General features: G+C 52.5%; 13 protein-coding genes and 1 tRNA gene. 8 read left to right on the top strand and 6 right to left on the bottom strand.

Annotated features, from left to right (window positions below):
- Nucleotides 1-199 precede the first annotated feature (199 nt).
- The 4 genes from B060_RS0118645 (at nucleotide 200) to B060_RS0118625 (ending at nucleotide 5851) form a co-directional block, all read left to right on the top strand.
- A tRNA-Met gene (locus B060_RS0118645) sits at nucleotides 200-276 on the top strand.
- A 155-nt stretch (nucleotides 277-431) separates the two neighbouring features.
- Nucleotides 432-1718 (top strand): tyrosine-type recombinase/integrase, encoded by a 1287-nt coding sequence (locus B060_RS0118640; RefSeq protein WP_018083322.1) that lies wholly within the window; start codon nucleotides 432-434, stop codon nucleotides 1716-1718.
- Between the two features lie 275 nt (nucleotides 1719-1993).
- Complete coding sequence (locus B060_RS0118630) at nucleotides 1994-4552, top strand: ATP-binding protein (RefSeq protein WP_018083320.1); 2559 nt, start codon at nucleotides 1994-1996, stop codon at nucleotides 4550-4552.
- Nucleotides 4553-4675: 123 nt separating this feature from the next.
- A complete protein-coding gene (locus B060_RS0118625; protein ID WP_026172970.1) occupies nucleotides 4676-5851 on the top strand; it encodes a TRM11 family methyltransferase in 1176 nt (391 codons plus the stop codon).
- A 1-nt stretch (nucleotide 5852) separates the two neighbouring features.
- Here B060_RS0118625 and B060_RS25195 read toward each other — a convergent pair whose 3' ends face one another.
- Nucleotides 5853-6302 carry a hypothetical protein gene (locus tag B060_RS25195; protein ID WP_018083318.1) on the bottom strand — a complete coding sequence of 150 codons (450 nt, stop codon included), beginning with the start codon at nucleotides 6300-6302 and terminating at the stop codon, nucleotides 5853-5855.
- A complete protein-coding gene (locus tag B060_RS0118620) occupies nucleotides 6292-8142 on the bottom strand; it encodes a Z1 domain-containing protein (protein WP_018083317.1) in 1851 nt (616 codons plus the stop codon). The genes B060_RS25195 and B060_RS0118620 overlap by 11 nt, the downstream gene beginning before the upstream one ends.
- Nucleotides 8143-8627: 485 nt before the next feature.
- On the opposite strand from B060_RS0118620, the gene B060_RS25190 reads away from it, so the two are divergent.
- From B060_RS25190 to B060_RS27345, 4 genes are all read left to right on the top strand, one after another.
- Nucleotides 8628-8933 carry a helix-turn-helix domain-containing protein gene (locus B060_RS25190; RefSeq protein WP_018083315.1) on the top strand — a complete coding sequence of 102 codons (306 nt, stop codon included), beginning with the start codon at nucleotides 8628-8630 and terminating at the stop codon, nucleotides 8931-8933.
- Nucleotides 8930-9970, top strand: a complete 1041-nt coding sequence (locus B060_RS0118605) for a hypothetical protein (RefSeq protein ID WP_018083314.1) — start codon at nucleotides 8930-8932, stop codon at nucleotides 9968-9970. The genes B060_RS25190 and B060_RS0118605 overlap by 4 nt, the downstream gene beginning before the upstream one ends.
- A complete protein-coding gene (locus B060_RS0118600; protein ID WP_018083313.1) occupies nucleotides 9954-10943 on the top strand; it encodes a sigma factor-like helix-turn-helix DNA-binding protein in 990 nt (329 codons plus the stop codon). The genes B060_RS0118605 and B060_RS0118600 overlap by 17 nt, the downstream gene beginning before the upstream one ends.
- 185 nt (nucleotides 10944-11128) lie before the next feature.
- Nucleotides 11129-11374 (top strand): sigma factor-like helix-turn-helix DNA-binding protein, encoded by a 246-nt coding sequence (locus tag B060_RS27345; RefSeq protein ID WP_155847765.1) that lies wholly within the window; start codon nucleotides 11129-11131, stop codon nucleotides 11372-11374.
- Between the two features lie 42 nt (nucleotides 11375-11416).
- On the opposite strand, the gene B060_RS26265 is transcribed toward B060_RS27345, so the two are convergent.
- From B060_RS26265 to B060_RS0118575, 4 genes are read right to left on the bottom strand one after another with little or no spacing between them, the layout of a single operon-like run.
- Nucleotides 11417-11968, bottom strand: coding sequence for a hypothetical protein (locus tag B060_RS26265; protein WP_155847766.1), 552 nt, complete (start codon nucleotides 11966-11968; stop codon nucleotides 11417-11419).
- A 59-nt stretch (nucleotides 11969-12027) separates the two neighbouring features.
- Entirely contained in the window at nucleotides 12028-13704 is a 1677-nt protein-coding gene (locus tag B060_RS0118585) for a type IV secretory system conjugative DNA transfer family protein (RefSeq protein WP_018083310.1), read from the bottom strand.
- Complete coding sequence (locus B060_RS0118580; RefSeq protein WP_018083309.1) at nucleotides 13701-13931, bottom strand: hypothetical protein; 231 nt, start codon at nucleotides 13929-13931, stop codon at nucleotides 13701-13703. The genes B060_RS0118585 and B060_RS0118580 overlap by 4 nt, the downstream gene beginning before the upstream one ends.
- Nucleotides 13928-14200 (bottom strand): hypothetical protein, encoded by a 273-nt coding sequence (locus B060_RS0118575; protein WP_018083308.1) that lies wholly within the window; start codon nucleotides 14198-14200, stop codon nucleotides 13928-13930. The genes B060_RS0118580 and B060_RS0118575 overlap by 4 nt, the downstream gene beginning before the upstream one ends.
- Between the last annotated feature and the right edge of the window lie 37 nt (nucleotides 14201-14237).

Genomic DNA, 14237 nt, shown 5'->3' with positions numbered 1-14237 from the left:
TAAGTCACGGGAGAGTAGGTCGTCGCCAGGTCTACAGATTACAGAGGTTTATAGTAGCGAAAGCTACAGCCCTTCATTACAAATACACACTCGACCGTCAGGCCATTCGCTTGGCGGTCGTTTGTGTTTCTTACACATGGATCCACTTCAAAGTTCCCGAAGGCTAAGCCTGAGGAAAACCTGCAAGTGATGTTGGTGACGCGGGGTGGAGCAGCCCGGTAGCTCGTCAGGCTCATAACCTGAAGGTCGTCAGTTCAAATCTGGCCCCCGCAACCAAAAAATACATTAAAACAGTCAGTTAGAAGCCCGCTTGCGCGGGCTTTTCTGCGTTTAGGGCTCTGAATCGCCTAACACCAACCTAGCACAAAATTTGTCATTTTACCGCTTAGGTGGTAACATCGTCTTTGACACGTTTTTCTAGGGGAATGACGATGGCAAACCACGAGATTTTAAGCGGCAAGGTGCAGCTCTACCGCCGCACAAATAAGACATGGCATTGTTCCGCCAGCATCGATGGCGTCCAGCATCGATCGAGCACCAAGGAAGAAGATCTGGCCCTGGCGCGCATCGCGGCCGAGGACTGGTATCTCAACCTGCGCGGCCTGTCGCGCGTCGGCCTGATCAAGAAGAAGGAGATCACCTTCGCCAAGGTCGCCGACCAGTTCGAGCTCGAATACGAGACCATCACCGAGGGCCAGAGGAGCCCGCGTTGGGTTGAGGGGCACAAGCATCGTCTTCGTTTGCACCTGAAGCCGTTCTTCGGCGCGCTTGGAATCTCCGAGGTCACCGCTGGCAAGGTGCAGGCCTATCGTGTTCACCGCGCCGGCCAGACAGGGCGCAAGCCTAGACCCCCGAAAGAAGGAGAAGAGGCGTTGGCGGCCAAGCCGCCCTCGCGTTCCACCATCCATGATGAGATCGTAACGCTGCGACAGGTGCTGAAGACCGCCCAGCGCCACGCCTGGCTGACCCACCTGCCGGACCTGTCGCCGCCTTACGGGACGCGCGGCAAGATCAGTCATCGGCCGTGGTTCAGTCCGGTCGAATACAAGGCGCTGTACACCGCCACGAGGGACTACGCGAAAACGGTACACGAGCGTCATCGCTGGAATGCCGAGCAGGTGCATGACTTTGTCCTGTTCATGGGCAATACCGGCTTGCGGCCGGACGAGGCGAAGAACCTCCAGCATCGTGACATTGCCATTGTGAAGGATGAAGACACCGGCCAGCGTATCCTGGAGATCGAAGTGCGCGGTAAGATCGGTGTTGGTTACTGCAAGTCGATGCCCGGCGCGGTTGTCGTCTATGAGCGCTTGTTAAAGCGGGCGAAGCCCACCGCTCGTAGCAAGCTGACGGCCAAGCAGAAGCGGGCAGGGGATATCATCATGCCGGCTAGCGCTTATCCCGAACCGAAAGACCCGGTCTTCCCTGGCAACCATATCAAGTTGTTCAACAACCTGCTGGAGCGCAATGGCCTGAAGGAGGATCGTGACGGCCAGTTGCGCACGGCCTATTCCTTACGTCACACCTATATCTGTCTGCGTCTGATGGAAGGCGCTGACATCTATCAGATCGCCAAGAACTGCCGCACCTCGGTCGAGATGATAGAGAAATACTACGCCGCCCACATCAAAAACACCCTCGACACCTCCGCCATCAACCGCCGCCGGCCACGGCGCAAAGGTGAGGTGCAGGCGCCAGACCTGCATACCGATGAGTGAAGCGCGCTCTTACAAGACGGAACCGGCTCCGCGCGAAACCCACCAGACCGGCACCGGTCTGGGTTTGCCCGGCGAACGCCGATCAGGCAAACAGGCCGAACGGCCTAAACTAGATAAGCATGTTAAACGTGAGTGGAATATGCCAAATCATTTGTAATCAACGAAGTGCGCTCACTGCGACTTGCAGGAAATCATCCGGAAAGCGCAAGCAGTGATTGAATGTTCTCGCGACCTAATGCTAATGAGGCATTGATTGCGCGGGAGAAGGGGCTATCATGATAGACAAGAAAATTAAGACTGCTGGTAGCGAAGTTGACTCTGTTAACGTGCAAATCGGTCCGCAGTTCTTAAATCTATTTAGCCAACAGCTATATTCCTCTCCGAATAAGGCATTTGAGGAGCTAATTAGTAACTCATGGGATGCGGACGCAGAAAATGTTTACGTGGGCATACCTGAAAAGCTAAACAGCCCCGATTCGCAAATTTGGATTCTTGACGACGGCATATCCATGGATATTGGAGGTTTCAAAGACCTCTGGTCAGTTGCAAAATCAAAAAAACGGAATCCCGACTATCAGGCAAAACGCAAGCCGATCGGGAAATTTGGCGTCGGAAAACTTGCTACATATTTGTTGGCGAACGAGTTGACGTACGTATGTAAAGCACCGGATGGAAAAATTCGCGCTATTACTATGGACTATCGCGACATCGACAGAGAAGAAAATCGCGAGAAACTTCATATCGAGGCTTTGCCACTTGCGGTTCGCGAGGTGACCTTGGCAGATGTTAAGGAAATGCTTTCTCCAGATGAAGGTCGTGACGCAGTTATCGAGCTATTATCAAAAGATGTACCTGCAATTGTTAAGGCCGATTACTTTGACGAGTTTGGGGGTGCAAAAAACGAGCCGTCCAAAAGAGAAAAGACCTGGACCCTGGCAATTTTGTCCGATCTCAAAGCCGCAGGACAGGATATCAAATCTGGTTGGATAAAGCGCCTTCTAAGAACATCGTTACCTTTAGGCGATTCTATTCGAATTTCCGTAAATGATGAGGTAATCGTTCCCAAAAAAGTGGACACCAGAGTCCTTGAGGAATGGATTATTGGCAAAGACTATGACTTTGAAAGCATTCAGGTAAATGGCGAGCCCGTTGCGGTCACGCATCATAAAACGCCATATCCGCATATAAAGATCGAGGGTATCGGTGAGCTTACAGGTACTGTGCGCCTTTTCGGGGACAAGATTTCAGGCGGTAAAAGCGATGATTTGGAGAGCTCTAATGGCTTTATCGTCAATGTGTTGGGAAGAAATATCCTTCCGGAAGACCCTTATTTCGGTCTGACCAATTTAAATCACTCAACATGGGCTTCGTTTCGTGCCGCCGTAAAAGCTAATTATCTGGACGGAAAAATCTCTGTCGATCGCGAAGGCGTGGCCACTAGCCGAGAACTGGCCGTAACACGCGAAATTTTGATGAGATTCTTTAATACCGCGCGTAACGCAGCAAAGAAGTCTGTTGAAGACAGTTGGCCATCCCAAGGCGACGCGATCGCGGGGAAGATGGGGGAACGTATGCCGTTTCAACCTCTAGAGCGGCTAGTTGATGACTATCTTGCCTCTAGTGATCAAATTCCGGATTTTATCGACACTGGAAACATTGGAGACGCGGCGACATTTCGAAAGATGTGGCGCGAACAGATTATAGGTTCACCCGAAAAGCTTGTCCGCAATACCGTTATGTCAGAAATGGGACCATCCGAGAAGCTGGTCCGTTACGATGTTGCTCGCCAAGAGATCGTTATCAATAAGAGTCATCCATTTAGCATTGAATACTCTGACAGCCCAGAGCAATTGCGTATGCTTCAAGACTCTGCTTTAGTTGAGTTCCTGACAGATACATACATGCTCGACAGCGGCCTCCCCGAAGACCGCTTAGCAGAAATAAGCGATTATCGTGACAGAATGCTTCGGCTTGTAGCGACGCTCCGCCGGCGGACTGCTCCTCAAATAGTGAAGTTGCTTAGCGAAGTAACTGACCACGTCAAAGGTTTTGAGGTGATAGTAGGCGATGCGCTCGACTATCTCGGTTTTGTAGTTGAGCGTCTGGGGCAAACCGGGAAGCCAGAAGGTGTGGCAAGTGCCATCGTGTCGCGGGAAAACGACCAAGAGAAGCAAGATTACAAGCTAACCTATGATGCAAAATCGTCAGTTCATGGAAAGGCGTCGGCAGGAAATGTAGGAGTGTCTGGTCTTGCAAGGCATAAGAAAGATTATGATGCAGACTTTGCGCTGGTAGTGGCTCCATCCTTTGCAACTGGCGCCTTAGAGAAAGAGTGTCTCACTAGCAAAGTGACGCCGATGACAGCGGAGACTTTGGGACGGCTGGTTTCATTGACGCTTCGTCAAGGGCCTTTGGATTTGCGAAAAATTAAGCCGCTTTTTGAGTTGTATTCCCCTCAGGAAACTTCGGATTGGGTGTCTACATTTGAACAGACTCTCAGCCAAGGCACCCTCCTAACAATTGGCGTCATACTTGAGGCGCTTGATAGAGTGGTGTCTACAAATCCAAAGCTCCCTGACATTATCCACGCTTCGCAAATTGCAGAACGTTGTCGAGAAATTTTGAAGAACGATGAGTTTCCTCATAAAAGGAACATTGTAGCTGCTATGCAGGGCTTACAGTTGATAGTCCCTAGCGTGATTTCTGCGAACACGAACGGTGACGTTTATCTCCTCACGACGCCGAAAAAAATTGCCGAGGCGCTCCAGATCCAACTAGATGCCATACCAGCAAAATATCAAAAGGGGCCTCTAACACTTGCGCTTGGCAAATAGTCATTTCGCAAGTGAAGAACGGCCGGGCCGTTATTTGACAACCCGGCCGACACGCCTCACCATACGTTCGAACTGCCCTCATTGGGCTAATTTTCCACCACAATTCCCCGGATTGCCAGTTAAGTGATCAAGCCTGTCCATCCTTTCCCTGCCCGAATGGCACCAGAACTCGCCTTAAAGGCATTAGGCGCTTTAAAAACTGGGGCAGTTGTATTGGACCCAATGACGGGGTCTGGCACAGTGCTCAGGCAAGCTGTGGAATTTGGACATACCGCATTTGGCTTCGACGTTGACCCGCTGGCGGTCCTGATGAGCAATGTCTGGAGTTCAAATGTCAATGCACGAGATGCACGCATTGAATTGTGGGATATCATTGAACGTGTGAAAGTCACGTCCGAGGAGCAAGTTGATCTGCCGTGGCAAGAAAACGACGATGAAACTATAAAATTTATCGAATTTTGGTTTGCATCTAGTCAACGAGCGGCATTGCGTAAGTTGGCCTATATCCTCCACAACACGATCGATATCCCACAGTCAATATTGAACGTTTTTAAGCTTGCCCTCAGCAGGATAATTGTTACCAAAGAACAAGCAGCCTCTTTGGCACGCGATACCTCACACAGTCGTCCCCACCGTGTCGCGTTGGAAAATCAGTTTGATGTACTCGCGGGGTTTGAGAGAAGCGCACTTCAAATTATTGGACGTCTTTCCGATAACAAGTTCTCCGGTAGCGCTTTTGCCGGACTTGGAGATGCACGCGTTCTGAAGGAAGTGGAAGATGGTTCAGTCGATGCCATTGTTACTTCACCGCCTTACCTCAATGCGATCGACTACATGCGCGGCCATAAACTTGCATTAGTATGGCTTGGCTATAATGTGAAGGACCTACGGGCGATACGTACCGAAAGTATTGGTGCTGAGAAAGGTTTGTCCGGTACTAAGGATGAAGATAAATACAAGATTATAATGAAATCAATGGGCGACCTTGATGTACTTCCCGCTCGTAGTCGTGCAATGATTGAGCGTTATACTCATGATATGTGCAGCGCCATGTCTGAATCCAAGAGAGTGCTAACACGGGGAGGTTTAGCTACATATGTTGTGGGTAATTCTTGCCTCAAGGGCGTTTATATCAAAAATTCAGAGGCGGTAAGAATAGCGGGTGAGACTGTCGGCTTAACGCTAACCGACGAATATGAACGCGAAATACCCAATTCGAGCCGATATTTGCCTGTGACGGGACACCAGCTGGCAAAACGCATGCGAACTGAGACGATCCTGTGTTTCAAGGCTGCTTGAATTAGGTCAAGGAATCGATAATTTGAACGATACCGCTTGGCCGTTTTATAGCATCTTCTCCAGAGCTACCGGTAACCTCAAACCATTTTCCTGGCCGGCGAGTTATGCGTATCCAAGCCTGATCGGACTGCCCAGAAGTCAGCAAGTTTAGGGTTGATTCAATATCAAGCGTGACTATACCAGCATCATTGCAAACAAAGCAGACGAAAACCCGCTTTCGAAATTTACGGCTTAATTGAACAAGCTCTTCCCAATTCGAAGAAGTGAAAGAAAAGCTCCATGGGGACAATCGTGCCGATGAGTGCTTAATCTGAAGGCCCACCTTGCCATTGAGCGTGTAGGATGTTAGCCGCCCGTCCTCTTTCAATTCGTCAATAGTTATAGGCGCCGTACTAATATCTATTAAATCACATAATACAGCGCCATGAAAGAATTTGTATTCAGGAACCATTTTTTAGATTCTTTATAAATTGAATTGATCCTTCATATTTGTAGAACAGTCGAGCTTTTTTACTAGAGTTCTTAAATATTTTAAAATGATGGATAGCATCCGGGTATTTTGATTTTTGAAGTTCAGACTTACCCATTAGCCCCTTGTCCCGCTCAATCAGTTCTTGGTTCGTATCTTCTTTACGATTCGAAATTGAAGAAGTCGGGTGTATCGCAATTGAGTGGCCACTTTTTGGGAGCACCTGTAATACATATTTTGCGAGATATTCTGGGAAAGCGCCTGGCCCCAGAATGTCTCCAAGCTTCGTCATTTTGTCAAAAATGCCGGCTTTCGATTCTATAAGATCATCGATAGCGTCATCGTAGTCGAATAACTGGAACGACATTTCCCCGCGCTGCATATCAACTGTTGAAGTGTTAATGCTCGATGTCGCTACGGCCGCGATCCTTGAATCGCTCAACCATACAAGTGAGCCCATTTTCTGTCGGATCGCTTCTAACGCCAGTCTATGGAATACAAAACACCGATGCCAATCGACATAAAGTGAATTCGGGATTGTAAGCTCAAAAAACTTCAAGTATCCGCTGCGACTACCAAACATACGAGCACGCTGGATATAGGTATCCTGCTGCATTTTGTGCTTAACATCGCGAGTAAAGAACATTGAAAGCAAGTTATCTAAAGTTACGCCACGTGAAACAATATTCCCGCCGATAATTATAGTGAATAGGCTGCTCGGATTTGTGGCAGAGGGGCCTTTTTGCGCAAAGTCTGTCTCGCTATTCAACACGATAAGCGAATTTCTAGAAATGTTTTGCACAATATATTGTGTCAATTTATCTGTGTCCGCATCGGTATAGCGGGTAGCTGCGAGTGACCATATTTGCCTTACATATGACTCAAAATTTTTGGACCCCGAAGTCATCAGCTCTTGGAGGGTAGCGTTGATAGTGCCCCAATCGCCCTTATGATCGACCTTCTTCCCACTCGTATGAATGAGGAGCGAATAGTTTTCTTCAATTGTGTTGACGTATAAATTTAAGTATGCCGCGTTAACGAGAAAACTAAAAAATGCATTTCTTGGGTATTTAGGGTTGTCGCCTGCGTCGGGGAGAAGCTGAAGAGAATATTCTATCTTTTTATCGATCGGAAAAAAGATGTCTTGGCCCGTGTAGGCATTGTGGGGAGGAAAATTGACCCACAAATGGCTGTCGTTTTGAAATGTGTTATTTAAATTTAGCCGCGCCGGTGTAGCAGTCACGCCAATATAAATGCCCGTTTTTCCCTTGAGCGTTTCTATCAGCTCGTTAATAACGGTCTTTTCGCCAATATTGATCTTTGCATTTGGCGAAGCGTAGTCTGCCTCGTCGTCTATTATGATTATATTCTTTACAGTGCCAATTTTATCGATCAGTTTTCTAAGATCGTTCCCATTTTTCTTGCAGAAAATAACATGTTTGCCCGTTTTTAGATTGAAGGCCGGATCGAGGACTTCGGAAAAATTCCTCGAAGCTGGCGCAAGGCCAGATTTTTTAAATCTGCCTAGATTTTGCCCTAGAAGGTCCACACTATCGTTCAGCAAATGCAAAATGAACGTATATCCCTCGTCTAGCAACTTCGCAGTCAGGCAGACCATCATTTCTGTCTTACCGCTTTGAGGCTCCCCATAGATTACAAAGGAATTGCAGTCTCCTTTTTGTAAGTTCTCTAAGGCGCCTCTGACGGCGCTTTCAATACAGTCTACTTGTTTTCCAGCATTCTTGAGGCGCGAAAGTTGACCTTCATATTGGTTAGCAACTTTCGCATTGACGAAATTGCTAATATCGAAACTCTTTTCCATGATCGCCCCTCATTCCTTAGGCTACTTTCAATCATTCATAGAGAATCGTCAATCTCGAAGACCTAGGGATGTGACGCATCGACGGTGCATCTGCCGCATAATTAACCCGCCAGCCAACGGCCCATGCGTCGTCTTCTTAATTTCATTCGCCGAAAAGGTCTGGACGCTATCTTCTAATAAGTATTGCTTCTAACACTCCCCGGAATTGATTTTTCTCCGGTTCTATGTCACCTTCACGTTGCAACCGCCACATGCGGTTGTGGGGCCGTAGTAAGCCTCCTCGATAAGTGGTTTGATGCCGGCCATCTCCGGTGCGATCTCCTTTGACCCTATATGGTCGGGGAGCCTATGGCGTATGCAATAGGCTCGTCCGAAGGCCATAGGGACCGTCTTATCGCGGTTTACTAACTCCCCGATCACCAGGACTCGAAGCTCACCAAGCGAATAACCCGCTTGGCGTCTTCGACTTGCAGAAGGGGTTAGACATGCGTGTGCGTAAAGTTGTGCATCGGACAGCCGGTGCTTGTGTAACGATTGCCGGGCGTAATCCGGTAGATATCCGCCTTGGCGAGCTGATGAGGCAACGCCGCAAGCATCTGGGTCTCACCAAGAGCGGGCTGGCCGCTCAACTGGCGCTGACCAAGGACGACATCCGCAAATACGAGCGCGGCGAAATCCCGTTCCGCGCGGATATGTTGGCGGTGCTTCCGATTGCGCTCAGGGTCCGCGTTCCGTTCTTTATCGACCCGATTTCCGGCATGGTCCGGAAGGGTGGGGTGGTGCGGCCATGAACGCCATTTCACATCCCCTGCCGGCCGGATACATGACTGGTCAATTTGACGTTGCTGGCCATATTCTGGCGTCGTCACCTTCACCGGAGCGACTGTTGGACCTGTTGCTGCTGGCGGACCAGCACGAGGCCGAGAAAGAAGGCCACGCCGCGCCGAGACCCGGACACTGGGACCAGCTTCGCGATGAGGCTGGCGCCGAACTGATGCAATTGCTGGACGGCAATGTCGAAGCCGACCATCTGGGCTGGCGAGACCCCGACACGGACTGGCAACCAAAGATGTTCCGCCACGCCCTCAACTCCATCCCCAAAATGGATAATGCCGGTCTTCTGACCCTATTCATCCAGGCATCGGAAACCGCCTATTTACGCGAAGCCGAACCGATGCAAGCTAGGTGGGATCGGGTTGCCGTCCAGTGCCGCGAAGAAATCCTGCGTCGGGTTGCAGCGCCCAAACCACCATTGTCCTTTAAGGGTGCACCGGAAGCCAGCGACGAGGACGACGAGGACGACGAAGCCGAGGATGCTTATACCGATGATTACGTCTCTCTGCGCGATGTTTTGCGCGTCGCCGAAGACGCCTTCGAATCTGAATTGTCGGATGCCAAACTGCTCGATCTCTACATCCTCGTAGACAATTGTGGTGCCGGCCCTGACGATGAGATTTTTGACGATATCCTCGATCCCATAACCGAGATGCTGCAAAAGCGGATAGAGCAGGGCAGCCCGGACCTGGCGCTCATTCCGCCTGTTGAAGGGTTCGACTATCCGGACCACCACGCCCACGCGCTTGCGGCTGTCCTTACGGGTAAGCTTTCCAACAAGAACCTCCTGACGATCTATCGCATGGCCTGGGATTGCGAGCCGGAATCGCCTTGGATGGCTATTGCAGATATGTGCCGGGCGCAGATTTTACGCCGCATGAAGCCACCACCTCTGCGAAGAGACGAGGGATACCGGGAAGATTGGAAGCGCGCGGAACTGGTGCGGCGTTTAACAGCGCATAGTCAAGGAGGTCGCGATGAAACGGAAGCCTGACAAGCGACTGGTGGACGAATTGCCAGATGTCGACGTTCCGCCAGGTGGATTTGGCCAGCGTGAACTGGCCGTCATCGAAAAGCTGTTCCGCCCCGATATGCCCGATGGGGAACTGATAAATCTATATTTCCTGATCCACGACTGGACAATGGATAGCAAGTGGGTGTTCGGGGCGCGGTTCAAGCAGATCGAGGATGTGCTTATCGCTCGAATGTGCGGGCGCGAGCCTGAGGCCGGGGAGGTTCGAGACCTTCCCGGCTTCGACCCGGAGGACTATCGCGAAGCCACCGAGTTCGTTTGTAGCGGCGAGTTCACAGACTGGCAGATACTGGAACTCTATGCGATCGCCCAAACCAACCTGACGGATGATGAGATCGGCCATAGGTGGCAAGCCATTCTCGATCTGTGCCGGGCGCAAATTCTTCGCCGCATCAAAGCTACCCGTGCGGCCGCGACCCGTCGAGCTGACGATGAAACGGCATCCCGTGCCGGTCGAACGCCTGCCGAAATCGAAGCCCGACATGCTGCCAATGAGAACTACGGCGAACGTATCAGGGCCTGGAGGGGAAAAATTGGCATGTACGAGCGGGGGCTGGGCGCGGCGCTGTGTCTGACAGAAAAGGACATCATGGAGGCCGAGGCGGGAAACCCGGTAATCGATCCTCGGATGATGCTCCTGCCTTTGATATTCGCGGACGATTATTGCCAGACGTATGAGGATGCGCATCGTTCTACTGCGGCGACGTATGTGACGCAGTTCTATGAAGCGACCAGGCGAATGACGCCAAAGGTGCGGGAGATATGGCTTCTGCACCATGTCGATGGTCTGACGGTTGCCGAGATTGCCGAGTGGCAGGGTATCAGCACATCCATGGTCACCCAGCGCCTGCGGGAGGCTGAGCGTGACGTGGCGCGGTATGGTCCCCAGCCGCCCAAGCCGACAGGACGAAAGCTTCGTGGGCCAAGGCTATGAAGCCGGCAAGCCCGGACTACGTTGGGTCAATCAGACGATACCGCCATCGGTTCCTTGAAGACGTGCTTTGCGGCTGGTGCGTCTTCAGGTTCACGCTCTTCAGGGAAGGCCGGCCTCGCTTTCATCCCTCCATTCCAAAGGCCTATGAGGTGAGGCGTCTTCACCGTGCGATCCAACAGGCCCAGATGGATGAGACAACACGCGCCGAAAAGCTACGCTGGATTTCCATCATCGCCAAGCTGCCGATTACGCTGCGCGCCGTCCTATTCTTCCGCAGATGGGACAATTTAAATTACGCGGAAATTGAGGCGAGAACGGGCATTCCGGACTTCCTCGCGCAACGCCTTATCGTGCGCGCGTATGTGCTATTGGTGTATTATGAAATGGCCTCCGAACAATATCGATGCGATGTTCATCTCCGGGTAGCTTGAAATTTGAAGTCGGTATTTTGACCATCCGGTCACAGGGCGTGGCTATTTGACGCCGCGTTTGGTCCAGGCGTTATCTTCCGGCTTGGCGAGCACAACATCCTTGCCGTCCATAACGGTCAGGAACGGCTTTTCATACACGCCCATGGTAACGGAGCCGGTTCCGTCCCATTGGCGGAAGAAGGCACCGCCCCCCGGCTCAGCCAACAGTAGCATGACCTGTTTGCCTTGTTCTTCCGGGCCTGAATCCAGCGAGAGCATGGCGTTAGCATAACCGTTCATGGTGCCGTAGCCGCCACGTTCCGTGCCCGACCCGTCGTAGATCAGCATCCCCCCCATCTCGCGGGGTTTGAAATTCCTCGGCTTGCCGTTGAGCGTCACCTGCGGCAGGTTGCCGGCCAGGACGACGCGGTCAACTCCCTTGTCGTCGTAAACCCTGATCTCCTTGACGCGGAGTGTTTTTGCCGTCTCCAGCCCATGCAGTCTGTAAGCCTGATAACTCGCCACGCCAATAAGCCCGACAACGACCAAAGATAGCAGGGCCGTCGTGACGCCATGGCGCTTCTCAAGCTTCGATATTCTCTCATCTACTGTCATGACGTTCCTCCAGCTATGTAACGAATTACGGGTATTGAATACCGGGTATGTCAAAGAACTTAGACCGGATCAAACCGGCCTGTGAACTCAGAATCGGCGTAGTACTTGAGTTTGTACGCGATGTGCGGCGCTTGCCCGGCCAGGAACAACAATTCCGATTCCGGTGGCAGGCGTCGCACCTCGTCCGGGGTCAATAACGGCCTGCCGGTATGCTGTTCACCATAGCTGATGCCGGAGTCTTGGGAATCGAGGTTGCGGCTCATGTTCTGGAACACGATCGTGCTTTGACCCAACAGATCAGAAATCAGTCGCGCGCTCTCATGATCATTGACGCCGAAGACCTGGAGGACGCCGGCATTGGACAGGAAGGTGCCCGCCCTCTGACCATAGGTGGCCTTTAGCTGGTGGATGTCCTGAAGGATTGGCCAGAGTTGCACGCCGTAACCGGCCAGCAGGCTCATGGCGCGCTCCACCGCCGCCAGGTGGCCCAGGCTGGCGAATTCATCCAAGAGGTACAGAACGGGGGAGGTGAGACGTTCCGGCGCGCGAACCATGTCCGTCAGGCTCTGTGTTGCCAATAGCCTGAGCCAGCGCGCATAGGTGTCCAGCCGATCGGGTGGCAGGACCAGAAAGACGGTCGTGACACCGCGCTTCAGATCACCAAAGCTGAAATCCGACCGGCGCAGGACGTCCGCCATCCGGGGGCTGTCGAGAAAATGGGTGTGGCGTTGCGCGGCCGACAGAACGCCGGCAGCCTCACGATCTGACTTCGACTTATGGCGATTGGCGGCTCTGCGGATCAGGCCGTGACAGGCAGGGGTTGCCTGCATTCTTGTCAGCAGATCGGCAAACTCGTGCGTATCCAATGTCAGGCAGTCACGGAGCACAGCCAGGTTGCGGTGAACCCCAATTTCCTCTGAAACGATGTAGAGTATGATGCCGGTGATGAGCGCCTTGGCCTCCTCGTTCCAGTGGGCTTCACCGGCGGCACCAGGCGGATCGACGACCAGGGCGTCAGCCAGAAGGGCGGCGTCCTCGGCAATATCGGGGCTATCAGGATCGAGGGCGGCGAGCGGATTATAGGCGGCAGAAGGTTGGTCTGTGACGCCGAACGGATCTAAGATATGGACCGGCCCGAATGCAGATCTCGCCCGTGCCGTAATGCGGGCATTCTCGCCCTTGGGATCGATACAGACGATCGAGCGGTTCTGCGTTAGCAGGTTTGGAATGATCGTACCCACACCCTTGCCGGAGCGCGTAGGGGCCATGGTCAGCAAATGCGCCGGCCCATCATAACGCATCAGCTTGCCGCCAGGACCTTCGCGACCGATCAGCAAGCCAACACGTAAACTCGTTATGCCGTCCATGTCTTTCCGGGTGGCGAACCGCGCCGAGCCATGCGTGTTCGCGCCGTCACCGTAGTCGAAGTGGAGAAGCAATGGCGCGGCAATCACACGCAGAAAGACCGCCGCCATGACGACGAGAAGGACAATCCCGAACGCGATATCGAGCACTTTATTCCGGGTCCCATGCGGCACAATCAGGGAATAAATCCAGAGCAGAAACAGGTCGAGTACGATGGCAGACAGAATGACAATGACGAGCGTGCCGAGGACATGTTTCCACATCCGAAATGGCGCCATCACAATGCACATGAACGCCCACAGTGGGTCACGCGCGGCGGCGGCCAGCATGTTGCCCAGGGCGCGGAAAACACGGAAGAACCAGTTGATCATTCTGAGTCATCTTTGGGATAGTTGCGGCGTATCTGTCGCAGTCTCGCCACCTGCACCGGAGCGAGCCGGGAGATCGCCGCGCTGAGTAAGCCCATCGCCACCACCACGCCGGCCGAATTCGCGAGTGCCGGACGCGACAGAGCGATGAATACGAGGGCGATCAGCCACGGAATGGCGCGCAATGCAGCGACGACGGAATCTTTTAAGTTCGAAGGGCCTTGCGTCATTTTGAATCTCCAGCCGGCTTCAAAATGTCATCGAACAAAGCCTTGTCGGCGTCGCGCGTGAGAAACCCCGGAAGTTCGCGTTTAATGAAGTCGCGCAGGTAGTCGGCGCTTGCCGCGTTGCCGTCTTCGATACGGTGAAGAACCAGCGCACCCAGCAGCACCTTGCGGCGTGTGTCCCTGGCCCGTTCGTCCCTGGTCAGCCTGGCCTGCAAGGTCTTGCGCTGGGCGTCCAGTTGCGCCAGCCGTTCTTCGATGGATTTACGCGCCATTGTGCCACCCCTGTAACAACCCCACGATGCTTTAGTT

The organism is Asticcacaulis benevestitus DSM 16100 = ATCC BAA-896, assembly GCF_000376105.1.
GTDB lineage: Bacteria > Pseudomonadota > Alphaproteobacteria > Caulobacterales > Caulobacteraceae > Asticcacaulis > Asticcacaulis benevestitus.
This window is presented reverse-complemented; position numbering and strand designations above follow the sequence as displayed.

Bases quoted from the DNA above. Each gene is read 5' to 3' on its own strand.
- B060_RS0118640 (WP_018083322.1), top strand. From the start codon at position 432: ATGGCAAACCACGAGATTTTAAGCGGCAAGGTGCAGCTCTACCGCCGC.
- B060_RS0118630 (WP_018083320.1), top strand. From the start codon at position 1,994: ATGATAGACAAGAAAATTAAGACTGCTGGTAGCGAAGTTGACTCTGTT.
- B060_RS25195 (WP_018083318.1), bottom strand. From the start codon at position 6,302: ATGGTTCCTGAATACAAATTCTTTCATGGCGCTGTATTATGTGATTTA.
- B060_RS0118620 (WP_018083317.1), bottom strand. From the start codon at position 8,142: ATGGAAAAGAGTTTCGATATTAGCAATTTCGTCAATGCGAAAGTTGCT.
- B060_RS25190 (WP_018083315.1), top strand. From the start codon at position 8,628: ATGCGTGTGCGTAAAGTTGTGCATCGGACAGCCGGTGCTTGTGTAACG.
- B060_RS0118605 (WP_018083314.1), top strand. From the start codon at position 8,930: ATGAACGCCATTTCACATCCCCTGCCGGCCGGATACATGACTGGTCAA.
- B060_RS0118600 (WP_018083313.1), top strand. From the start codon at position 9,954: ATGAAACGGAAGCCTGACAAGCGACTGGTGGACGAATTGCCAGATGTC.
- B060_RS27345 (WP_155847765.1), top strand. From the start codon at position 11,129: ATGGATGAGACAACACGCGCCGAAAAGCTACGCTGGATTTCCATCATC.
- B060_RS26265 (WP_155847766.1), bottom strand. From the start codon at position 11,968: ATGACAGTAGATGAGAGAATATCGAAGCTTGAGAAGCGCCATGGCGTC.
- B060_RS0118585 (WP_018083310.1), bottom strand. From the start codon at position 13,704: ATGATCAACTGGTTCTTCCGTGTTTTCCGCGCCCTGGGCAACATGCTG.
- B060_RS0118580 (WP_018083309.1), bottom strand. From the start codon at position 13,931: ATGACGCAAGGCCCTTCGAACTTAAAAGATTCCGTCGTCGCTGCATTG.
- B060_RS0118575 (WP_018083308.1), bottom strand. From the start codon at position 14,200: ATGGCGCGTAAATCCATCGAAGAACGGCTGGCGCAACTGGACGCCCAG.